Here is a 22346-nt window from a genome sequence, read left to right as displayed (position 1 = left end):
TGGAGGTGGGCCGTGCGGATCGCGCTGTTCGTGACCTGCCTGGCCGACACCATGTTCCCGCAGGCGGCCACGGCGACCGTGCGGTTGTTGGAGCGGCTCGGGCACGAGGTCGTCTTCCCGCCGGGCCAGACCTGCTGCGGGCAGATGCACGTCAACACCGGCTACCAGCGCGACGCGGTGCCGCTGGTGCGCCGGCACGTGGAGGTCTTCGACAGGTACGACGTGATCGTCGCGCCGTCGGGCTCCTGCGTCGGGTCGGTGCGACACCAGCACGCCATGGTGGCCCGGCGGGCGGGCGACGAACGGCTCGCCGGCCGGGCCGAGTCGGTGGCGGGGCGGACGTACGAGCTGTCGGAGTTGCTGGTCGACGTGCTCGGGGTCACCGACGTGGGCGCGTACTACCCGCACCGGGTCACCTACCACCCGACCTGCCACTCGTCGCGGATGCTGCGGGTGGGGGACCGTCCGCGACGACTGCTGCGCGAGGTGCGTGGCCTCGACCTGGTCGAGTTGCCGGCCGCCGACCAGTGCTGCGGGTTCGGCGGCACCTTCGCGGTGAAGAACGCGGAGACCTCCACGGCGATGCTGGCCGACAAGATGCGCCACGTGCTCGCCACCGGCGCCGACGTGTGCGCCGCCAGCGACGCCTCCTGCCTCCTGCACATCGGCGGTGGGTTGTCGCGACTGCGCGCCGGGGTGGGCACGGTGCACCTCGCCGAGATCCTGGCCTCGACCGAGCGGACCGCGACACCCGGCGCGCCCCGCCGGTCGGCGGCGCGACCATGACGCGCAGGACGTTCCTCGGGATGCCGGCCACCGCGCCACCTGGGGTGGGCCACCTGCGCGGCACGGAGTCGTTCCCGGCCGCCGCGCGGCGCAGCCTGGCCGACCCACAGCTGCGGCGCAACCTCCGGCACGCGACGACGACGATCCGAGCGAAGTCCGGCGCGGTCATCGCCGAACTGCCCGACTGGGAGCAGTTGCGGGCGGCCGGCGCGGCGATCAAGGCCGACACCCTGGCCCGCCTGCCCGAGCTGCTCGAACAGCTCGAAGCGCGGGTCACCGAGGCCGGCGGCGTCGTGCACTGGGCGGCGGACGCGGTGGAGGCCAACCGCATCGTCACCGACCTCGTGCGGGCGGCCGGCGCCGACCGGGTCATCAAGGTCAAGTCGATGGCGACCCAGGAGATCGGCCTCAACGAGGCCCTCGAAGCCGCCGGGATCACGCCCGTCGAGACCGACCTCGCGGAGCTGATCGTGCAGCTCGGCGACGACCGGCCCAGCCACATCCTGGTCCCCGCGATCCACCGCAACCGGGCGGAGATCCGGGAGATCTTCCTGCGCGAGATGCCCGGCGTCGACCCGACGCTGACCGACGACCCCACGGCTCTCGCCGCCGCCGCCCGCCGCTTCTTGCGACAGACCTTCCTGAGTACGCCGGTGGCGGTGTCCGGCGCGAACTTCGCCGTCGCCGAGACCGGCGCGCTGGCCGTGGTCGAATCCGAGGGCAACGGCCGGATGTGCCTCACCCTGCCGCAGACGCTGATCACCGTGATGGGCGTCGAGAAGGTGGTGCCGACCTGGCGGGACCTGGAGGTGTTCCTCCAACTGCTGCCGCGGGCGTCGACCGGGGAGCGGATGAACCCGTACACGTCGATGTGGACCGGAGTCACCCCCGGCGACGGCCCGCAGGCGTTCCACCTCGTGTTGCTGGACAACGGGCGCAGCGCGGTGCTCGCCGACGAGGTCGGCCGGCAGGCGCTGCGGTGCATCCGCTGCTCGGCCTGCCTCAACGTGTGCCCGGTGTACGAGCGCGCCGGCGGGCACGCGTACGGGTCGGTGTATCCGGGGCCGATCGGGGCGGTGCTGTCACCCCAGCTCACCGGCATCGAGGACAACGCCTCACTGCCGTACGCCTCAACGCTGTGCGGCGCGTGCTACGACGCGTGCCCCGTGAAGATCAACATCCCGGAGCTGCTGGTGCACCTGCGGGCCGAGGCCGTCGAGTCGCACCGCCGACCCACCGCCGAGTCGATCGTGATGGCCGCCGCCGCGTACGCCATGGACCACCCCCGGCTCTACGCGGCCGGGCAGCGCGCGGCCCGGCTGAGCCGGTTCGCCGGCCGGCGCGGACGAGGTCTGCCGCCACCGCTGAACGGCTGGACGGGCAGCCGGGACCTGCCGGACCCACCGGCGCAGACGTTCCGCGACTGGTGGGCGCAGCGGTGACCTCGCGAGACGTCGTCCTCGGCCGGCTGCGGGCCGCGCTCGCCACCGGCGACGCCGCGCCCGTCGAGGTACCCCGCGACTACCGGCACACCGGCACCCTCGACCTCGACAAACTGGTGGAGCGGCTGACCGACTACCGGGCACACGTGCACCGGGTCACCGAGGCGGCCGTCGCCGAGACGATCGCCGGCATCCTGCCCACGGGCGGCACCGTCGTCGTACCCCCGGGTCTGCCGCCGTCGTGGCTGCCGTCGACGGTGACCGCGCTGCCCGACGACGGGCTGGACAACGCGCGGATCGCTGCCGCGGACGCCGTCGTGACCGCCGCCGCGCTCGCCATCGCGCAGACCGGCACGGTCGTCCTCGACGGTTCGCCCGACCAGGGCCGCCGGGTGCTCAGCCTCCTGCCGGACCGGCACATCTGCGTGGTCCGCGCCGACCAGGTGGTGGCCACCGTGCCCGAGGCCGTCGCCCGGCTGACGCCACACCGCCCACTGACCTGGATCAGCGGCCCGTCGGCCACCAGCGACATCGAGCTCATCCGGGTCGAGGGGGTGCACGGTCCACGCCAGATGCACGTCATCCTGCTGCCCTGACGCCGGTCAGCGACTGGTACGGCCCGTCGATGGTGAGAGTGGTCAGCAGCGCGGCATGGTCGGTCGCGCCGTCCATGAGCACCGTCCTGGTGCGGCGCAAGGTGATGTCGGTGCTCGCCAGGACGTGTTGCAGCGCGCCGTCGTCGACCCGCAGATAGCCCGGTGGGGCGCAGGCGCGCACGTCGGGGTCGCCGGCGCGGAGGTTGAGGTCGCCGGCCAGGACGGTGGGCGCGTAGCCGGTGCTCCGGCGGATGGCCGGCAGGATCCCGTCGAGCAGGTGACCGCACTGGGCGAGCGCGACGGTGCGGCTGGTGGCCGCCAGGTGCGTGGTGCAGGCGTGCAGCGTGCTGTCGACGTGCACGCAGAGCCAGGCCCGTTCCTCGGGGTCCGCGACGTCCTGCGTCGGATGAATTCCACTGTGCACGGTGTGTCGGGTGTCCGGCGCGCTCAGGCGGGTCAGCAACCCGATGCCGTACGACTTTCCGTTGCGGCACCGGGTGTCGGCGCCGCTGGGGCGGTCGCCAGCGGCCTGGAAGGCCGACACGACTTTCCCGCCGGTGTGGACCTCGGCGAAGACGCGTCGCAGGGCGGGCACGTCGTCCTGACAGATCTCGTTGAGGGTGACCAGGTCGGGCCGCTCCGCGTTGATCACCTCGGCGGCCCGGGCGACCGATCGGCCGGTGTAGCAGCCGGCGCGACCGCTGTTGCACAGGTTCATCTGGAGCATCCGCAGGACGGTGGGCGCGGGGATGTCGGCGACCGGCGGTCCGGCCGTCGGCGATCCAGAGGCAGGCGATCCAGAGACGGGCGGGCCGGCGGCTGGCGATCGGGTGACCGGCCATCCGGCGACCGACGATCCGGCTGGCATCGCGGCGGCGGCGATCAGGCAGCCGAGGGCGAGGGCCCGGCGGAGACGTCGGTGCGAACGACCGGCGACGTCGCGACCCCGGAGCCGGACGAGGCCGCGCGGGTGCCACCGGGATCGGGTGGTGTCGGCGCCCGGCTGCTCGGACATGCGGACTCCGGTGGGGGAGGCGACGGCCTTCGCCGAGGTGCCCCTGATCCTACTGCGAGCAGGCCGGCGGCTGGAGCCGTGGCGGCGGACCGCATCCGGTGCGCTACGAGCGGACGTTCACGCGGCCACTGCTGCCGACCGACCGAGCGGCCGCGCGAACGCGGGCCGGGTGCGGGTGGTCAACCCGCACCCGGCCCGCGTCCAGCTCAGCGGCGCGGCTTCGGCGCGACGCGGGGCAGGACGTGCGGCGGGCCGGCGAAGATCAGGTCGGACTTGATCTCCTGGTACGCACGCTTGGGCTGGTAGTTCTCGTCGTAGATGGTGGCCATGCCCTCCGGCGGGTCGCTGAACCACTCCGGCACCCACGAGTATTTGTCGCTGAAACCCCAGACGGTGTACGACAGGCAGGTGCGGACGGCGAGGCAGGCCTTCATCAGCACGCTGAAGTTGGCGGCCGACGCCTGCAACCGGGGGTTGATCTCCGCGGAGTTGCCGGCCCGGACGGCCTCGGTCATCTCACTGCGCACGTCGACCTCGGTGAACGCGGTGGCGAGACCGAGCCCGGAGAACCTCTTCAGCGCGGCGGTCACCTGCAGGGTGTCGAAGTTGCCGTACTGGGTGCCCAGGTGGCCCTGGGCGCCGACGCCGTCGATCGGGACGCCCTTGGCGCGCAGACCCTTGGCCATGTCGTAGACGAACTGCGTCTTGTCGTCGGCGGGATTTCCGGAGCCGAACGCCTCGATGTTGTAGTCGTTGTAGAACAGCAGCGCCTTGGGGTCGGCGGCGCGTGCCCAGCGGAACGCGTCGGCGATGTAGTCGGGGCCGAGGTTCTGTGCCCAGAAGCCCTTGTAGTGCAGCGTCGACGGGGTGTCCCACGGGTCGCTGACGGCCTCGTTGACCACGTCCCACTGCCAGATCTTGCCCTTGTAGCGGCTCACCACCGTGGTGATGTGCTTGCGGAGCAGGTCGCGCAGTTGCTGCTTGCTGATGCTGCCGTCGGCGACGCCGCTGGTCAGCCAGGCGGGCAGTTGGTTGTGCCAGACCAGCACGTGGCCTCGGACGCTCTGCTTGTTGCGCTTGGCGAACTCGATGAGCTGGTCGGCGGCGGCCCAGTCGTAGGTGCCCCGGGTGGGCTCCAGACTCTCCCACTTCATGGCGTTCTCGGCGGTGACCGAGGAGAACTCGGAGGCGGCCAACCGGCGGTACTCCGGGTCGCTGGCGTCGTTGAGGGCCGTCGCGTTCACCGCGGTGCCGATGTGCAGGCCGTGGCGTTGGCCGAGCGCGCCGAGGCTCTGCGCGGTCGGGTCGTACGGCCTGCTCGCGGTGGCGGGCATCGCGCTCAGCGTGGCAGCGGTCGCGACGGCGACGGCGCCGGCGCTGATCCACCGTCTTGGCTTCATCTGCCTTCCTCTCGATATTGATCGACAGATGTCGATCTTTGAAGGGAGGTGCGGCCCCGGTGTCTGGTGAGCGGTGAGTGGGGTCGGCGCCGGGTGCCGGGGGTGTGGACAGGTCAGGGGTGGCGCCGGTGGTTCCGCGGGGGAACCGGAAATATGCTCGAAACGTTAAGCCCGTCGATGGGCCTCGTCAACACTGAAAACTTCCGGAAATCACCGGGGTGAGCTGCACTGCCACGAACATCCGATCACTGAAAGTTTCGATGGTCCGATCCACGTGCACAAACGACGGTGCCACGGTCGAAGGATCGACCGTGGCACCATTGGTGAAGCGCGGACTAGCGCAGGCGGGCCTCGATGGCCTCGATGATGCGCGGACGCAGTTCGGCGGCGCGGATGACGGCGTCCACCGAGCCCACCTCGACGGCGCGCTGGATGTTGTGCACCCGGTCGAACTCCGTGGCCACCTCGCCGAGCTTCTCCGCGCGCACCGAGGACCGCAGCTCGTCCAACTCGGCGGTCAACGCGGCGCGTTCGGTGCCGGACGCGGCGGCAACGCGAGCCTGCAGGTCGCGTACCCGCTCGTCGGCGGCGGTGCGGGCGTTGACGTCCGCGGAGAACACCACCGCCGCGGCGGGAGCGCCGCCGAGCACCGAGGCGAACGACCCCTCCAGCGCCAGCACCGTCATGCTCGGGTTCAGCGCCTTCGAGAACACCACGAACGCGCCGCCGTGGTAACGCGAGATCACGCAGAAGACGATCGGGCCCTGGAAGTTCACGATCGCCCGGCCGATCTCGGCGCCGTACTCCAACTGCAGCTTGCGCATCGACTCCGGTGAGCCGTCGAAGCCGGACAGGTTCGCCAGCACGACCAGGGGGCGGTTGCCGCTGGCCGCGTTGATGGCCCGCGCGGCCTTCTTCGACGAGCGCGGGAACAACGTGCCCGCCGTGTAGGTGTCCGGGCCGTCGGTGGGCGGGAACCCGCGTCGCGGCACCGACCGGGACTCGATGCCGAGCAGGCACACCGGGATGCCGCCGAGGTGGACGTCCTGCACCACCGCGGTGTCCGCGTCGGCCATGCCCGCCCACCGCTCCAGCACCGGGTGGTCCTGGTCGGAGAGCGCCCGCATCACCGTCCGGATGTCGAACGGCTTCTTGCGGTCCGGGTTGGCCTCGGCGGAGAAGATCTCGCCGACCGTGTGGAACGGGCTGCCCGCCACGTCGTGCGCGAAGTCGGAGACGTCCCGGTCCACGGGGTCGGTGGTCGTCGCCCGCCGTGGCGCGGTCTCGCCGGGCGCGACGTACGTGTGGTCGTAGTGGGCCATCAGCACGTCCCGCGCGGCGGTCAGGTTCGGCGCCCAGTACTGCGCCTGCCCGTTCGGCCCCATCACCCGGTCGTAGCCGCCGATGCCGAAGTTGTCCTCGGCGGACACGCCACCGGAGAAGTCCAGCGACTGCTTGCCGGTGAGGACCATGGCCGAGTCCGGTGTCATCACCAGGACGCCCTTGGTGTGCATGAGCATCGTCGCCTCGGCGTTCCAGTACGGCTGCGCGCCGACGTTGATGCCCGCCACCACGATGTTGATCTCGCCGCCGGCCTGGGTGAACTCGACGATCCGCTTGAGCGCCGCGGCCACCCAGTCCATGTTCTCCGTGCCCGAGGTCATCGAGATCCGAGCCCCGGCGGACAGCGCCCACCACTCCAGCGGCACCCGCATCTGCTCGGCCAGGTCCAGTGCGGCGATCACGCGCCGGCACTCCGGCTCGGAGAGGGCGCCCAGCGACTTCGTCGGGTCGCCGAGCAGCACGACCCGGGTGACGCCCTGCGGGTGCAGCGGTGCCGGCGTGGTGACGACACCGGCGACGATCGCGGCGCGGTTGCGCCCCTTCGGCCGCTCCACCGGCACCAGCACGTGGTCGTCGTCGAGGTCGTACTCGGCGAAGTCACCGAGCCGACCGGTCAGCTCGTACGGGTAGACGGTGTTGCGGCTGCTCGCCCGCAGCACCTTGAGCCGGTAGTCGTCCAGCGGCTCGACGGGCTCGACCGGCGGCTCGCCGACGGTCAGCTCGGCGCCGCCCGCGGGGTCGAACGTGATCCGAACGGCGATCTTGGTCAGCTCACCGGTCCGGCGGTCGCGCTGGCGGGCGATGAACAGGATCTCCTCCAGCCCGGCGCCCACCGTCGTCGGGCGCACGCGCCCGGCGATCATCTCCATCTCCTGGCGGGTCAGTTCGCTCGGCGGCCAGACGTACACCACGATGCGGTTGGTGGTGAAGCGCGTCTTCGACGGTCGCAGCGTCTGGGCGCGGCGGATCGAGTCGACGCAGGCGGCGATGGTGTCCTCGGCGGTGGGCAGCGCCACCAGCCGGCCGTCCTGCTCGCGCAGCTCGGTCAGGTCACGCACCTGCGCGAACGCGACGAGACGCTCGTCGGACGGGTTCTCCCGGGCCACGCACTGGAAGAGGTAGACCTCCTCGTCGGCCGACGGCAGCCGGGTCAGGTCGAACCGGTGCAGCCGCTCCATCTGCATCCGCTGCGCGATGTACGGGTGCAGGCCGCGGATCAGGCGGTCCTCGGTCAGCTGACCGTCCGACGGGCGGAAGGTGAAGTGGTGGTGCATCACCGCCCCGCCGCGACCCGCGACGGTGGTGGTGAGCCGGCGGACCCGCGGCGGCAGCGGGTGCGCGGTGACGACCTCCAGCAGCGCGGCGGCCATCGCGTCGAAGTCCTCCGGCTGGTTCTCCCAGGCGAGGTAGATGTCGGCGTCGACGGCGTCCTCACCGCCGGTCAGCTCGGCCAGCCCGCGCAGCGCGACGCCCAGCGCGTCGAAGCGCACCGCGGTGGAGACCACGCTGGACTCGGCGCGCTCGGCGACCACGAACGAGCAGCCCTCGACCTCGTGGGTACGCACGCTGGTGAGCGCCCGGTTGCCGTAGTACCGCCGGGTCAGCACCTCCAGCATGATCGTGTTGTCGAGGTGGTCGCGGACGAGGCGCTGGCCGAGCAGCCGGACCAGGGGCTCGGTGCTGCGGACCATCTCGGCGACGCGCTCGGCGCGGTCGGGCGAGTCCGGCTGCGCGTCCAGGTGCCGCAGGTGCCCACGGACCTGGGCGTAGACGCGGGCGCGGTTGCGGCGCAGCAGCGGCTGGGCGAACCAGGCGAACACCACGCCCCGGGCCAGGTCGGCGACGACGGGGAACCGCACCTGCGTGGCGGCCACCAGCCGCTCCAGCGCCAGACCGGCCGGCTCCCGCAGCGCCTCGTCCGGCGGGGTCTCCCGCAGCCACGCGCGCAACAACGTCGCGATGACCGTGGCGTCGGCGGCGGCGCGCTGCTGGGCGAGGAAGATCCGGAAGACGGCGGCTTCGAGGTCGCCGGTGCGCTCCAGGTCGGTGACACCATAGTGGCCGAGCGCCTTGGCGAGCCTGGCCTGGAAGGCGTCCGGCAGCCCGGCCCGCTCCACGTCGAGGCTCTGCAGGTAGGTGTGGAAGTACTCGCGTGCGCTGCGGACGTGGGCGCCGCCGTCCTCGCCGGTCGGCCGGTTGCGGCTCAACTCGGCCAGGTCGGCGAAGACCTCGATGAGGTCCAGCTCGGCGGCGAGCGGCCGGTGGCCGTCCTCGGTGGCCGTCCGCCGCGCGGTGAGGTAGTCGTCGAGCACCCGACGGTCGTCGTGCGGGTCGACGTCGAACCCGAGCAGCAGGCCGCGCAGATCCTCCTGCCCGCGCCGGCCGCGCTCGTACGCCGACACCTCGTCGTCGGCGGCGGGCAAATCCAGCTCGACGGCGGCGGTGGCGCTCGGGCCGGCCACGCTGTCGGTGGCCTCGTCGCCAAGCGGCTCCAGCCGCATCAGCGGCGCCCCGGCCTCGACCTGGCTGCCCACGGAGACGGCGCACTCCTTGAGCCGCGCCCGGAACGGCGCCCGCAGCACCGTCTCCATCTTCATGGCCTCCAGCACCAGCACCGGCGCGCCGGCCTCGACCTCCGCGCCGACCTCCAGCGGGGTGGCGACGACCAGCGCCGGCATGGGGGAGCGGAGGACGCCACCCTCGTCGCGGCTGACCCGGTGCGTCACGCCGTCGACCTCGACGAGGTGGGTCGGGCCGTGGGTGCCGGTGAGCAGGCGGTACCGGAGACCGTTGACGACGATCTGGCCGGTGTGCCGGTCGAAGCGGTCGAGTTCGACGTCGGCGGTGCGCACGGTGCCGCCCGCCTCGATGCCGACGCGGAACCGGTGCGCGCCGATCCGTGCCACCCGCAGGCGGTAGGTGACGCCGCGCAGCTTGAGGTCGAGGGGTCGGCCGCTGGTGTGCTGCACCTGTGGGCGCCCGCCGGAGGCCGTCGACAGCAGCCGCTGCCGCTCGACGTGCTCCTCCTCCTCGTACGACTCGATGGCGGCGGCGGCCAGTGCCACCGCGGAGTGCCGGTGGGTGACGAGCCGGCCCTCGCCCCGAACCCGGTCGATCCAGCCGGTGTCCGCGCTGGCGTCGAGCACCTCGGGCTGGTCGAGCAGGTCGAGCACGAAGCTCTTGTTCGTCGCCCCGCCCTCGATGATCACCGTGGTGTCGGCCATCGCCCGGCGCAGCTTGCCGAGCGCCTCGTCGCGGGTGCGGCCGTACGCGATGATCTTCGCGATCATCGAGTCGAAGTCGGCGGGGATGGTGTCGCCCTCGCTGACACCGGTGTCCACCCGGATGCCGGGACCGGCGGGCAGGTCCAGCCGCGCGATGCGGCCGGGCGACGGCGCGAAGTCGCGGTCGGGGTCCTCGGCGTTCAGCCGGGCTTCGATGGCGTGCCCGCGCTCGACCGGCGGTTCGCCGTCGAGCCGGCCGCCCGAGGCGACGTGCAGCTGGGCCTTGACCAGGTCGAACCCGGTGGTCAGCTCGGTGATCGGGTGCTCGACCTGCAGGCGGGTGTTGACCTCGAGGAACGCGAACAGCCGGTCGCCGGGGTGGTAGAGGAACTCGACGGTCGCGGCACCGCGGTAGCCGACGGCGACGGCGAGGCGCTCCGCCGACGTCTTCAACTCGGCCGCCTGCTCGGGGCTGAGCACCGGTGACGCCGACTCCTCGATGACCTTCTGGTTGCGTCGCTGCACCGAGCAGTCACGCACGCCGAGCGCCCACGCGGTGCCCTGCCCGTCAGCGATCACCTGGACCTCGACGTGCCGGGCTCCGGTGACCAGACGCTCCAGGAACACGATGCCGCTGCCGAATGCCCGCGCCGCCTCCTGGCTGGTGCGCTCGTACGCGTCGACCAGTTCGGCCTCGTCGCGGATCACGCGGATGCCGCGCCCGCCTCCGCCGGCGGTCGCCTTCAGCATCAGCGGGTAGCCGACCTCGGCCGCCGAGGCGCGAGCGGCGTCCAGCGTCTCGACGGCGCCACGGCTCCACGGCGCGACAGGTACGCCGACCTCCTCGGCGATCAGCTTCGAGCCGATCTTGTCGCCGAGTTGGCGCATGGCGTCCGGGCTCGGGCCGACGAACGTGACGCCGATCTTCTCGCACAGCTCCGCGAACGCCGGGTCCTCGGCGACGAAACCCCAGCCGACCCACGCGGCGTCGGCCCCGGTCTCGACCAGGGCACGCTCCAGCTTCGCCATGTTGAGGTAGGGGCGTGCGGACGCCGGACCCAGGTCGTAGGCGATGTCCGCCTCGCGGACGAAGGTGGCGGTGCGATCGACGTCGGTGTAGAGGGCGACGGTCTCGATCCGGATGCCCGTCTCCGCGGCCAGCTCTCGGACCGCGTGGATGAGCCGCATGGCGGCTTCACCACGGTTGACGATGGCGACACGGTTGAACACCCGACGACCCCTTTGGTAGACCATGATGTGCGCGCCGCGAGACGACTGCTCCCGCTAGTGATCACTTTTCCGGCTGGGAGCGGGCAGCGCCATGGCGCAACCACCGAACCAACCGCCGCTCAATTGTAGGAACTCGACAAAACTTTTTGGCTGTCGAGCCGGGGGTGCGGGATCCCTGCCCGATCCTCGGCGTCGATACCTTTATGCGCCGTTGGCGAGGTTCGCGAGATAGTGGCCGCTTCGCCACCGGGACGGCGACGCGGCCGGTGGCCCCGCCGACCACGGTCGACAAGGCCACCGGCCGCGCGGCGGTAACTTCCTAGGATGCTCTACAGGGTGTGCGGCGCGCCGACCGTCGGGGACCTACCTGCCTGGTCGGCGACCCCGCGTCGACACGAAGTGGTACGACATCACGGCGAACCCGGGGTCGCGCACCAGCCGACGGAAGGCGTGCAACTGCTGGGACGACAGCCCCGCCGCCAGCAGGTCCGGCTCCAACTGGCGGGAGTTCGTCTCGTAGAGCGACGTCCCGCTCGACCCGCCGACCCAGCTCTGCGAGTGGGTGATGGTGTCGACGTCGGCCAGGCCGGCCGTGGCCATCTCGGTGTGGACGTCCTGGGCCCAACCCAGATCGGCGCCGTGATCCTGCAGGACGCCCATCATCGTGTCCATCACCTGCGTGAATAGCTTCGCCGCGTCGTCGGTCGGCGCCGTCAGCACCCGCACCGGCGCGGTGCAGTCGAACTCCTCGACCACCAGCCAGCCGTCCGGAGCCACCGCGTCGGCGAGGGTACGCAGCACCCGCCGCCGGTCGGGCAGGTGCAGCAGCACCAGCCGGGCGTGGATCAGGTCGAACGCGTCCCCGGGCGGCGGCTCGGTGCGGACATCGTGCCGTCGTACGCGCAGGTTGCCCTCGGCCACGAGGTGCGTGGGGTCGATGTCGGTGGCCAGCACGTCGCCGTCCTCGCCGACCGCGCGGGCGATCCGCCGGGCCATCGAGCCGCCACCGGCCCCGACCTCCCAGCACCTCGACCCGAGGCGCAGGACGGGGCGGGCGAGGCGGCGCATCGTGATCGGGTCCAGGAAGGACTCCAGGGCCCGCATCTGCGGGACGGCGTCCGGTGAGCCGTTGTCAAAGGTGTAGTCGCCATCGGGTGCGTGGGTCGCCATCGGTGTCTGCCTCTCCAGGGGTCGGGTGACCTACGGGGTGTCGGCCCAGAGCCGAGGGGTCGTGCGGATGGCCGGGGGCGTCGGGGCGGGGGCGAGGCTCAGCAGCGCCTCCAACCGGGCCGGGTCGGCGCGCGCCTCGGCTGTCGGCCGGTCGTAGACCACCCGGCCGTACTCCAGCACCGCCACCCGGTCCGCGACCTCCATCGCGTGCTGGAGTTGCTGTTCGACGAGCAGCACGGTCAACCCGTCGGCGGCCAGGTCAGCGATGAGGGCGCGAACCCGCGCGGCCAGGTCGGGGGCGAGCCCCTCACACGGTTCGTCGAGCAGCAGCACCCGTGGCTGGCCGAGCAGCGCGCGGGCGATGGCCAGCATCTGCTGCTCACCGCCGGAGAGTTCGCTGCCGCGGTGCCGCAGCCGCGTCGCCAGCCTCGGCAGCAGTTCGAGGATCCGGGCCACCGTCCAGCCCTCGCCGCCGGGTGTCGCCGCCCGCCAGGGCGCGGCCGCCAGGACGAGGTGCTCGGCCACCGTCAACCGGGAGAACACCCGCCGTCCCTGCGGGACGAGACCGACGCCGGACTGCGCGACGCGGTGCGGTTGCCGACCGGCCACGTGGACGCCGCCGATCTCGATGTGGCCGCTGGAGGCGCGGACCAGCCCGGCGATCGTGTGCACGAGCGTGCTCTTGCCGGCCCCGTTGCGGCCCACCACGGCCTGGACGCTGCCCGGCCGCACCCGCAGGCTCACCTCGTGCAGCACGATCCCACCGGCGTAGCCGGCGCAGAGCCGCTCCACGTACAACATCAGGAGACCCCCTCGGCGTAGGCCCGCCGCACCTGCGGCGAGGTGCGGATCTCGTCCGGTGTTCCGGCGGCCACCGTCCGGCCGTCGCGCAGGACGGTGACCGTGTCGCAGAGGGCGTACACCAGGTCCAGGTGGTGTTCGACAAGCAGCACCGCGACCTCTCTGGGCAGCCCCGCGAGCAGCTCGGCCAGCCGGCCGACCTCGGTGGCGGACAGCCCGGACGCCGGTTCGTCGAGCAGTAGCAGGCGGGGACGGCCGGCCAGGGCCATCGCGATCTCCAACTGCCGTCGTTGCCCGTGCGCGAGGTGCCCGGCGGGCACCGCCGCGACCTCGGTCAGGCCCATCCGCTCCAGCAGCGGACCGGCTCGCTGTCGGGCGAGCCGCCCGCTCCCACCGGGCCACCACCGGCGGCGCCGGATGGTCCGCGGTAGTGCGGCGACCACGATGTTCTCCGTCGCGGTGAGCGTCGAGAAGACCGCGGGTCGTTGGTGGATCCGGTTGATGCCCAGCCGGGCCCGCGCCGCCGGCCCGAGGCGGCTGACGTCCCGACCGGCGAAGCGCACCGTGCCGTGCCGTGGCCGCGTCGACCCGCCGATCACGTTGAGCAGGGTCGACTTGCCGGCCCCGTTGGGGCCGATCAGCGCGTGCCGCTGACCGTCGTGCACGCACAGGTCGACGCCGTCGAGCGCGGCGAGCGAGCCGTACCGCACGGTGACCTCCTCGGCGTCGAGCAGGCAGGTCATCGGCGTGACCCCGCCACCGCGGCGTGGTCCGGGGTGGGAGCGACGTCCGGCGCGGCGGTCGGCGGCGGCGACCCGCGGCGCGGGCGTCGGGCGCGGCCGACGCCGGTGGGCAGCAGGTAGACCGTCGCCACGAACAGCGCGCCCAGCACCAGCGGCGCGTGGCCGGGCAGCACCCCGAACAGCCAGTCCCGTACGGCGATGACGAGCGCGGCGCCCACCAGTGCCCCGCCGACGGAGGCGGTGCCGCCGATGACGACACCGAGCAGCAGTAGTGCGGAGGTGTCGAAGCCGAAGTCGGCGGGGGAGATGTACTGCTGGGCGACGACCAGCAGGGAACCGGCGGCGCCAGCGATCGCCCCGGCGGCGATGTGCGCGCCCGACACGTACAGCGGCATCCGGTGCCCGCTGGCCCGCAGCCGCATCTCGTCGTCGCGGCCGGCGCGCAGCACCAGGCCGGCCCGGGTCCTCAGCAGCAGCAGCACGGCACCGACGAGCGTCGCCACGACGACCAACGTGTACAGGTATCGCGCCTGGTCGGTGGCCAGGACCGGCAGGCCCCAGAACGGGCGAACCGGGGCGATGCCGGCGAGCCCGTCCGTGCCGCCGGTCACCGACCGCCAGCGGCCGAGGACTGTCACGACGAGTTCGCCGATCGCCAGGGTGATCATCAGGACGATGACGCCCCGGGCGGGCGCGACGAGCGGCACGGTCAGCGCGGCCAGCGTCGCCCCGGCCGTCGCGGCCACGGCGAGTTGCACGACGCCGACGTCGGAGACCTGACTGCCCAGCACGGCGCAGGCGTAGGCGCCCGCCGCGTAGGGCGCGGTCTGGCCGAGGGTGGGCAGCCCGGCGACGCCGGTGAGCAGCGCCACGCTGACCCCGACCAGGCCCAGTGCGAGGGTCCGGGCGAGGATCGCCGTGGTGTAGTCGTCGACCATCCACGGCGCCACGGCCAGGCCGGCCAGGACGACCGCCGCCACGGCGCCGCGCACCCACCGGATCACCGCCTCCCTCATGTCGCCCTCCACCGCGGGGCCAGGCCCCGTGCCCGTACGGCAAGGACGGCGGCCATGGCGGCGAACAGCAGGAACGGCGCGGCGGACGGCAGCAGCGCCACGCCCAGGGTCTGGATCTCCCCGATCGCGAGTGCCGCGAGCAGGGTGCCCATCATGGACCCGAGGCCGCCGAGGACGACGACCACCAGGGACAGCAGCAGCACGGTGTCGGCGGTGTCCGTGCCGGGGCCGATGATGGGCGCGCCCAGGACGCCGGCCGCGCCGGCCAGCGCGCCACCGGCGGCGAGCACACCGGCCCGGATCCGTGCGGGGCTCACGCCCAGACAGGCGACCATCTCGGGGTCGTCGACGGCTGCCCGGACCAGCATTCCGGCCCTGGTCCGCCGGACGATCAGGTAGATCCCGGCGGCCAGCGCCGCGGCCACCGCGATGAAGACCAGCCGGTACGCGGCGTAGCGGTGGCCGGCGACGACCACCGACCCGTCGAGGGCGGCGGGGACCCGGACCTGCGGATCGTCGGGGCCGAAGCCGGCGACGAGCAGGCTGCCGCCGGCCAGGGCCACACCGAAGGTCAGCAGCGCCTGGGTGAGGTGGTTGCCGGTCGCGACCGGGGTGAGCAGGCCGGCGAGCAGCGCACCCGCGGCGGCGGCGGCCAGCACACCGATCGCCAGTGCCAGCGCGAGACTCGCCCAGCCGCCGTCGAGGACGGCCGCCGCCGTGTAGGCGCCGATCGCGTAGAGCGTGCCGTGTGCCAGGTTGAGGATGTTGGCGACGCCGAAACAGAAGACCAGGCCCGCCGCGGCGACGAAGACGAGCAGCCCGTAGGCGACACCGTCCAGCGCCGGGATGACGTACGGGTCGATCCGGTTCATGCCGGCCGCCATCGTGGTCACTGGCCGATGGTCGCGAGGTCACCCACGACGGTGTTGGACAGCGCCCGGCCGTCCTGGCGGACCTGGCGCAGGTACCACTTCTGCACCGGCGAGTGCGTCACGGTGGAGAACTGCCAGGCGCCCCGGGGGCTGGCGATCTGCCCGAGCTTGCCGATCTGCTCGTTGATGGCCTCCGGTGTCGGGTCGTTGCCGGCGGCACCGATGGCCCGGTCGAGCACCGCCGCCGCGTCGTACGAGGCCAGGGCGTAGGTCGTCGGCGATCCGTCGTGCTTGGCCTTCCACGCCGCGACGAAGGCGCGGTTCTCCGCGTTGTCCAGGTCGGGGGAGTAGTTGAGCACCGAGTAGATGTCCCGGGCCGCCTCGCCCTGCGCGTTGAGCACGCCGCCCTCGGTGAGGAACCCGGCCGCGTACAGGGGGATGTCCTTGATCTCGGACTGGGCGTACTGCTTGACGAAGTCGACGGCGGCGCTGCCGGCGTAGAAGGTGTAGACCGCCTGCGCGCCGGAGGCCTTGATCCGGGCGAAGTACGGCGTGAAGTTGGTGGTGGCCGGGAACGGGGTGAAGGTGGTCTTCCCGTCGGGGTTGGCGAGCTTCCCGCCGGCCTTGGCGTACGCGTCGGTGAAGCCGCGCAACTCGTCCCAGCCGCCCTGGTAGTCCGGGCCGATCGCGTACACCGAGCCGTTGACGTTGTCCCGGACGTGCTGGGCGATCGCGGCGCCGGGCTCGTCGGACAGGTACGAGGTGTGCCAGACCCGGGAGACGTCCTTGAGTTCGGGGCGGCCGTTGGAGCCGACGAGCGGCACCTTGGTCTCCTGGAGCAGGGGGTAGACCCCGGCGACCGAGCCGCCGCCGACGATGCCGGTGAGCGCGGCCACGCGGTCCTGCTTGAGGAGTTTGGTGGCCGCCGGTACGGCGGTCGCGGCGCCGTTGCCCTCGTCGGCGACGACGAGGTCGACCTGCCGGCCGCCGAGTTTGCCGTCGTGCGTGGCCAGGTACAGCTCGAAGCCGTCGCGGATGTCCTTGCCGACGGACTGGTACGTCCCGGACAGCGACGCGAGCAGGCCGATCTTGATCGGTCCGCCGGCGGTGGTGTCGGGCCCGTCGCCGGCGCAGGCCGTGCCGGCGGTCAGCACGAGCGCGAGCAGCGTGGCCCCGAGGGCGCGGCGGCGCGCAGGGGTGGTGAGGGACATGTCGTCTCCAGGGGAAGGGGGAGGGGTGTGCCGGGGGGTCAGCGGCTGCGGGCGAGGGCCGCTCGGGCCGCGGGGGTCAGCGTGTCGCCGATCCGGTTGGCCAGCTCGGTCATCTCGTACGAGACCATGCCCACGTCGCACTCCGGCGAGGCGAGCACCAGCAGCGACGCCCCGTCGTTGAACGCCATCGAGAACATGAATCCGCCTTCGAGCTGGGTGACGTTGGAGATCACCGCCCCGGCGTCGAAGAAGGCCGCCGCGCCCCGTAGCAGACTCACCAGCCCGCTGCCGGTCGCGGCGAGTTGGTCGGCCCGGTCGGGTGGCAGGTCGCGGGTGGCGGCCACCATCAGGCCGTCACTGGAGATGGCGATCGCATGGCTGACCTCGGTCGCGCGCTCGGCGAAGCTGTCCAGCAGCCAGCCGAGGTCCTGGTGGTCGGTCACGTGCTCTCCCTGTCGGGTCATGGTTTGCCGAGGTTGATCGGGGTACGTCGGCGGGCCGCGACTCCGCGCGCGTACGCGGCCATCGCCGTGGCCACCTGGGCCGGATCCCGGTGTTCGGAGCGTTCCCGCTGCTGGGGCACTGTGACGCCGCCGGGCACGAGGTGCCGTTGCGGCTGTCGTTTGGGCAGGCCGGAGTGGGTGGTCGCGCCGACGTCGGGGGTGTGCGCCTGGGCGGCCGTGCGCCAGGCGTCGTCGGCGGGGCTGGACCACTGCCGGTCGGCCGGCGCGGCGGTGACGTCGCTGTGGAACCAGTGGTTGACCTCCTCGAAGATGAGCAACTCCTCGGTCGGCGCGGCGCCCCGGTCGGCCGCGGTGGGGGTCGGTCGGAACACCGGGGCCGCCGGCAGGGTCCGCTGGGCGGGAGGCCGGCCGGCTGTCGGCTCTGGGCGTGGCCGGTAGGCCGGGGGAGCGGCCGTACGGGCGGCCCGGCGCGACAGCCGGCCGGGTGCGAGGAGGTACTCCTCCGGCGGCAGCGACCGGATCATCGCCGCGGGCAGCGTCACCTCGGCGATGGTGCCGCGTCGGGGACCGCGTCGCAGTTGGACGTTGGCGCCGAGGCCGGCCGCGAGTTGGCCCACGACGACCAGGCCCATCGCCCGGACGGCGGCGACGTCGATGGCCGGTGGGCGGGCCAGCAGGTCGTTGAGCTGTTGCAGCCGCTGCGGGGGCAGCCCCACGCCCTCGTCGCTGATCTGGACGATGACCCGGTCGCCGAGGCTGCGGCCGCTCACCCAGGTCTCGCTGCCCGGTGGCGAGTACGCCGTGGCGTTGTCCATGAGTTCGGCGAGCAGGTGGACGACCTCGTCGACGTTCTTGGCCGCGACGGCGATGTCCCCGTCGATCATGCCGAGCCGGATGCGCGCGTAGTGCTCGATCTGGGACAGGGCGGCCTGGAGGACCTGTTGCAGCGGTACGTCGTGTTGGCGCACCCGTCCCACGCCGACGCCGCCGAGCACCAGCAGGCTGGCGTTGATGCGTCCCATCCGCGTCGCGAGGTTGTCCAGTGTGTACAGCTGGTCGAGCCGGTCGGGGTCGGTCTCGTCCCGTTCGACGCGGTCGACCTGGGCCAGGACGGCGTCGACCAGGCGCTGCTCGCGGCGGCTCAGGTGGATGAAGATGTCGGCGGTGTTGGCGCGCATGACGGCCTGTTCGGCGGCGGTACGCACGGCGGCCTGGTGCACGGCGCTGAACGCCTGGCTTAGTTCGCCGATCTCGTCGTCGCTGGAGGGTTCGAGGGCGGCGGTGGACTGTTGGCGGGCCAGTTCGTCGGGGTCGACGCTGGAGCTGTCCGGGCGTTGGAGGCGGGCCACCACGGCGGGCAGTTGTTCGAACGCGACGGCGTTGGCGGCGTCGCGCAGGCGGCGCAGCCGGCGGGTGATCTGCCGGGCCACGGCCCAGGTCACCAGCGCGGTCAGCAGCAGGGCCAGCAGCACACCGACCGCTTCGGCGACGGCCCGGCGGCGCTGGTCGGTGTGGGCGGCCCGGACGTCGTCGAGCACCGCGGCGTCGACGCGCGCCCGCAGGTCGGACAGGCGGGCGGAGCGCTGCTGCGTGGTGGTCACCCACGCGTCGGTCCGCAGTCGCAGGCGTGATCCCGGCTGCGCGCGGGACACGTCGTCCTGCATCCGTTGCAGGGTGAGCGCGTCCTTGCCGGTGCCGGCCTGCTCCCACCAGAGGCTCCACTCGGCGGGCGCCAGGGCCAGGAACGACAGGCTGGATTCGGTGTAGCTCGTGCGGGCGGCGGTGATGTCCTGCTGCATGGCGGGGGTCAACTCGCCGGCCGCGACCGCGCGGAGCACGGCGACCTGCTGTTGACCGATGGCCTCTGCGGTCTTCGACAGGGCGGCCGAGGCGCGGATCCCGTCGGCGAGCCGGGCGTCGACCACGCCGTGCGAGATGCTCTCCCGGAAGGTGATCAGGTCGGCGATCGCGATGCGGTAGCTGAACGTCATCGCCGACACCGCGGCGTGCTCGGCCGTGCGTACCTGGGTGCGCAGCGGGGCGAGGCCCTCCAGCGCCCTGTCGATGCGGCGCAGGAGGGGCGCGTCGGCGCCGGCGTGCACCCGGTCGCGCTGTCGGCGGTACCGGTCGACGGCGGCGTCGGTGGCGACCATCGCGTCGCCGAAGGCGTCCTGCTGCTCGGGGGTGGCGGTGGTGAGCAGGTCGGCGGCGGCGATGCGCTCGCGTTGCAGCCGGTAGGCCAGGTCGCCGGCCTCGCCGCCCAGGCGGGCCACGACCTCCAGGTCGCTGGCGCGGGCCGTCTGTCGCGCGCTCTCGGTGAGGGCGAGGCCGGCGAACCCGATCACGGCGACCAGCGGCGCGGCCACGATGAGGCGCATCCGACCGGCGATCTTCCAGCCGCGCCGACGGGTCGGGTAGGGTCGGGCCGCGTGGGACCTCGTGCTCGACACCAAGATTGACTCCCACGACTCGTCGACGACGGTCTATTCGCACCTTGCCGAATGCAAGTCCCATTCCGCCGGAACCCGCGCCCTGAGGCCATACCTGGCGGTGGTACAAACTGCCCGTACCAGCATCTGTACCCAGAGTCAGCGGCCGGTCGCTCCCCGCGTCGGTCGTGCGATCACGCACTCAGCGCTGGTCGTCGAGGGGGTCGAGCGCGCGGCGGGTTGCCGGATCGTCGGCCTCGGGTTGGCCGTTGAGCACCTGGCCGATCAGCTCCCGCAACTCGTCGATGGCGTCCACGACGGCGCCCGGGTCGCGCGCGTCGCGTCGACCGCGCTGGCGCGGCACCGGTGGATCCAGCCGCGCCGGCTCCGGGGACCGGGGGCCTCGTCGGCCGTCGGCCGCCAACTGCTCGGCGGCGACCTGCGGCCACAGCGCCGCCAGTCGGCCGCCGGTGTCGAGGACGTCGTCGCAGCGGACCGCGAACTCGTGACTGCCGAAGCGGCGACCCGACTCCACCGCCGCGACCGTTTCCCGGCTGAATCGCACGAGATCCGCCAGGGCCCGCTGGGTCAGGCCCCGTCGCACCCGACAGCTGCGCAGTTCCCACCGGAACCGGTGGCTGGCGGCGGCGTGAGCGGCGTCCTGCGGGGGCGTGTGCTCCATGCGCTCACCTTCGTGGCACCCGTGAATCAGCATTGGGTGTCAGATCGAGATCGGCCGATGGACGGTAGATTCGTAGGGGGCAATTCTTAACCCAGGACCCGATGGGTGTGAAGACGTTCACCGACATGGATCGTCGCGCAATGTGCGAACGGGTGCGCTCGGGTCGCCCCCGAGCGGTGCGCCGACCCGCCCCGGCCGGCCCCAGTTCGCGCCGCGCGCTCAGGCGGCGTGCGCCTCGGCGGGTGCGGCCGGTGGCGCCGTCGGGCCGTCGGCCGGCGTCGTGACATCGATTGTCGCGGGCAACGCGTGGTGTGCGCGAAACGCGACATTGGGCTTGAAGGAACGGCGATATCCGGGCGTCAGTCGAAGGCCGGGAATGGCCGCCGCGAGGCCGGTGAGGGCGACGTCGGCCTCCAGTCGCGCCAATGCGGCGCCGATGCAGAAATGCGGCCCGTGGCCGAACGACAGCTGATCGGCCACGTCGGTGCGATGCGGGTCGAACCGGTCCGGGTGGGCGAAGACCGAGGGGTCCCGGTTCGCCGCCCCGATCAGCAGCAGACAGCGCGCCCCCGCCGGGATGGTGACCTCGCCCAGGGTGACGTCGCGCTGGGTCACCCGCAGCCAGCCGTCGATGGCAGGCGCGAACCGCAGCGTCTCGGCCACGAACGCGGGGACGCAGCGCGGGTCGGCGGCCATCTCCCGCCACCGGTGCGGTTGGGACAGCGCCTGGTCCAGGGCGTGGGCGAGCAGGCCGGCGGTCGTCTCGTGGCCGGCGACCAGGAGGTTGAAGGCGATGCTCGCCACCTCGGTCACCGTCAGCACCTCGTCATCGTCGTCGCGGTAGGCCAGCGCTCGACAGATGTAGTCGTCACCGTCGCGCCCACTGTCGAGCCGCTGCCGCACCAGGTCCTGGCAGTAGTGCCAGAACTCCAGCAGACCCCGCGCCAGGCGGACCTGCTCGACCGGGTCCGGCTGCCCCCAGATGAGGGCGATCTGGCCGTCCGCCCAGTTCCGGATCCGATCGACGTCGGTGTCGGGCACCCCGAGGATGTCCAGCACGACCAGCAGGGGAAGCTCGCTGGTGAACTCCCGAACGAGATCGACCCGCTGGCCGGATCGGGCGGCGAGCCGGGACACCAGTTGGTCGACGCGGCGACGGACGATCGCGCCGTACGCGGCCTCGACCCGGTCCGGGGTGTTCGCGAAGGTCGCCCGCAGGGCGCGGCGGGTGCGGGGATGGACGGGCGGGTCGGCGGCGACCGTGGTGGGCGGCACGTCGAGCCGCATGATCACGCTCAGCGCCTCCGGGCAGACCTCGTAGACCGGTGCGAGGGTGAGGGAGTTGCCGAACGTCGCCGGGTCGGAGAGGGCACGCCGCACGTGCGCGTGCCGGCTGATCAACCACAGACCCAGATCCTCGGCGTGCTGCACCCCGTCCGGGTCGTCGAGAATGCGCCGCCACATCGCGGCCGGGTCGGTGAGATAGATTCCGCCGAACGGATTCAACCGCATGGAACGCCTCCTGACGCACGGCGTGAAATCGACGACGACGCCATTTTCCGAGCGACGTCAGATCGGGGTCGACAATGGCGTTCCGCCGCCTGTTGCTCTTCACGGTGCGTCAGCTCGATGCACAAGTCAAGATAGGCGGCCATCTATTAATGTGCACCGCCGTTGCGCCTTGCAAAAGCGTCGCCAATCGCCGCCGGATGCAAGTTGCGCCCGGGACGTTGCCGGTCCGCGCACGGCTGCCTTTCCATCCGGTGCCCCGAGCGTTTTCCGGCCACGATCGTTCCCTCCCCGACGCAATGTGGGTCCTCCCCGTCGGACCGCGCGCCAATGACCGAGCGCGCCACCCCCACGACCGGCAAACGATCTCCGGTACGACAGGGTGACGCGCCCCTCACGACCACGATCACCG

16 protein-coding genes are annotated in these 22346 nt (G+C 72.5%); 3 read left to right on the top strand and 13 right to left on the bottom strand.

Features of this window, described 5'->3' with window-relative positions; all coding sequences use genetic code 11:
• The first annotated feature begins 12 nt into the window (after positions 1 to 12).
• Genes ABZ808_RS05635 through ABZ808_RS05625 form a run of 3 tightly spaced genes read left to right on the top strand, consistent with a single transcriptional unit; the run spans position 13 to position 2824 of the window.
• A complete protein-coding gene (locus ABZ808_RS05635; RefSeq protein ID WP_357001351.1) occupies positions 13 to 786 on the top strand; it encodes a (Fe-S)-binding protein in 774 nt (257 codons plus the stop codon).
• Complete coding sequence (locus tag ABZ808_RS05630; RefSeq protein WP_357001349.1) at positions 783 to 2228, top strand: LutB/LldF family L-lactate oxidation iron-sulfur protein; 1446 nt, start codon at positions 783 to 785, stop codon at positions 2226 to 2228. The genes ABZ808_RS05635 and ABZ808_RS05630 overlap by 4 nt, the downstream gene beginning before the upstream one ends.
• Entirely contained in the window at positions 2225 to 2824 is a 600-nt protein-coding gene (locus ABZ808_RS05625) for an LUD domain-containing protein (protein ID WP_357001346.1), read from the top strand. The genes ABZ808_RS05630 and ABZ808_RS05625 overlap by 4 nt, the downstream gene beginning before the upstream one ends.
• Here the strand turns inward: ABZ808_RS05625 and ABZ808_RS05620 are convergent.
• From ABZ808_RS05620 to ABZ808_RS05560, 13 genes are all read right to left on the bottom strand, one after another.
• Complete coding sequence (locus ABZ808_RS05620; RefSeq protein WP_357001344.1) at positions 2808 to 3551, bottom strand: endonuclease/exonuclease/phosphatase family protein; 744 nt, start codon at positions 3549 to 3551, stop codon at positions 2808 to 2810. The genes ABZ808_RS05625 and ABZ808_RS05620 overlap by 17 nt on opposite strands.
• Positions 3552 to 4045: 494 nt before the next feature.
• Positions 4046 to 5239 (bottom strand): endo-1,4-beta-xylanase, encoded by a 1194-nt coding sequence (locus ABZ808_RS05615; protein ID WP_357001342.1) that lies wholly within the window; start codon positions 5237 to 5239, stop codon positions 4046 to 4048.
• A 335-nt stretch (positions 5240 to 5574) separates the two neighbouring features.
• On the bottom strand, positions 5575 to 11037 hold the full coding sequence (locus tag ABZ808_RS05610; RefSeq protein ID WP_357001340.1) for a carboxyl transferase domain-containing protein: 5463 nt from the start codon (positions 11035 to 11037) through the stop codon (positions 5575 to 5577).
• 363 nt (positions 11038 to 11400) lie between these two features.
• A complete protein-coding gene (locus ABZ808_RS05605) occupies positions 11401 to 12207 on the bottom strand; it encodes a class I SAM-dependent methyltransferase (RefSeq protein WP_357001337.1) in 807 nt (268 codons plus the stop codon).
• A 30-nt stretch (positions 12208 to 12237) separates the two neighbouring features.
• Positions 12238 to 13008, bottom strand: a complete 771-nt coding sequence (locus ABZ808_RS05600) for an ABC transporter ATP-binding protein (RefSeq protein WP_357001334.1) — start codon at positions 13006 to 13008, stop codon at positions 12238 to 12240.
• Positions 13008 to 13751 carry an ABC transporter ATP-binding protein gene (locus ABZ808_RS05595; RefSeq protein WP_357001332.1) on the bottom strand — a complete coding sequence of 248 codons (744 nt, stop codon included), beginning with the start codon at positions 13749 to 13751 and terminating at the stop codon, positions 13008 to 13010. Before ABZ808_RS05595 ends, ABZ808_RS05600 begins: the two co-directional genes overlap by 1 nt.
• Complete coding sequence (locus tag ABZ808_RS05590; protein WP_357001330.1) at positions 13748 to 14767, bottom strand: branched-chain amino acid ABC transporter permease; 1020 nt, start codon at positions 14765 to 14767, stop codon at positions 13748 to 13750. The genes ABZ808_RS05595 and ABZ808_RS05590 overlap by 4 nt, the downstream gene beginning before the upstream one ends.
• The gene (locus ABZ808_RS05585; protein ID WP_357002769.1) at positions 14764 to 15651 is read right to left on the bottom strand and encodes a branched-chain amino acid ABC transporter permease; all 888 of its coding nucleotides are present in this window, start codon (positions 15649 to 15651) and stop codon (positions 14764 to 14766) included. Before ABZ808_RS05585 ends, ABZ808_RS05590 begins: the two co-directional genes overlap by 4 nt.
• A gap of 5 nt (positions 15652 to 15656) precedes the next feature.
• Complete coding sequence (locus ABZ808_RS05580; protein WP_357001328.1) at positions 15657 to 16850, bottom strand: ABC transporter substrate-binding protein; 1194 nt, start codon at positions 16848 to 16850, stop codon at positions 15657 to 15659.
• Positions 16851 to 16888: 38 nt separating this feature from the next.
• Positions 16889 to 17293 (bottom strand): roadblock/LC7 domain-containing protein, encoded by a 405-nt coding sequence (locus tag ABZ808_RS05575; protein ID WP_357001325.1) that lies wholly within the window; start codon positions 17291 to 17293, stop codon positions 16889 to 16891.
• Positions 17294 to 17310: 17 nt separating this feature from the next.
• Positions 17311 to 19764, bottom strand: coding sequence for a nitrate- and nitrite sensing domain-containing protein (locus tag ABZ808_RS05570; protein ID WP_357001323.1), 2454 nt, complete (start codon positions 19762 to 19764; stop codon positions 17311 to 17313).
• 181 nt (positions 19765 to 19945) lie between these two features.
• Positions 19946 to 20425, bottom strand: a complete 480-nt coding sequence (locus tag ABZ808_RS05565) for a helix-turn-helix transcriptional regulator (protein ID WP_357001321.1) — start codon at positions 20423 to 20425, stop codon at positions 19946 to 19948.
• Positions 20426 to 20644: 219 nt separating this feature from the next.
• Positions 20645 to 21937: a cytochrome P450 gene (locus ABZ808_RS05560; protein ID WP_357001318.1), complete on the bottom strand. Its 1293-nt coding sequence runs from the start codon at positions 21935 to 21937 to the stop codon at positions 20645 to 20647.
• Positions 21938 to 22346 lie beyond the last annotated feature (409 nt).

The sequence above is a fragment of the Micromonospora sp. NPDC047527 genome, from assembly GCF_040643015.1.
Lineage (GTDB): Bacteria > Actinomycetota > Actinomycetes > Mycobacteriales > Micromonosporaceae > Micromonospora.
This window is presented reverse-complemented; position numbering and strand designations above follow the sequence as displayed.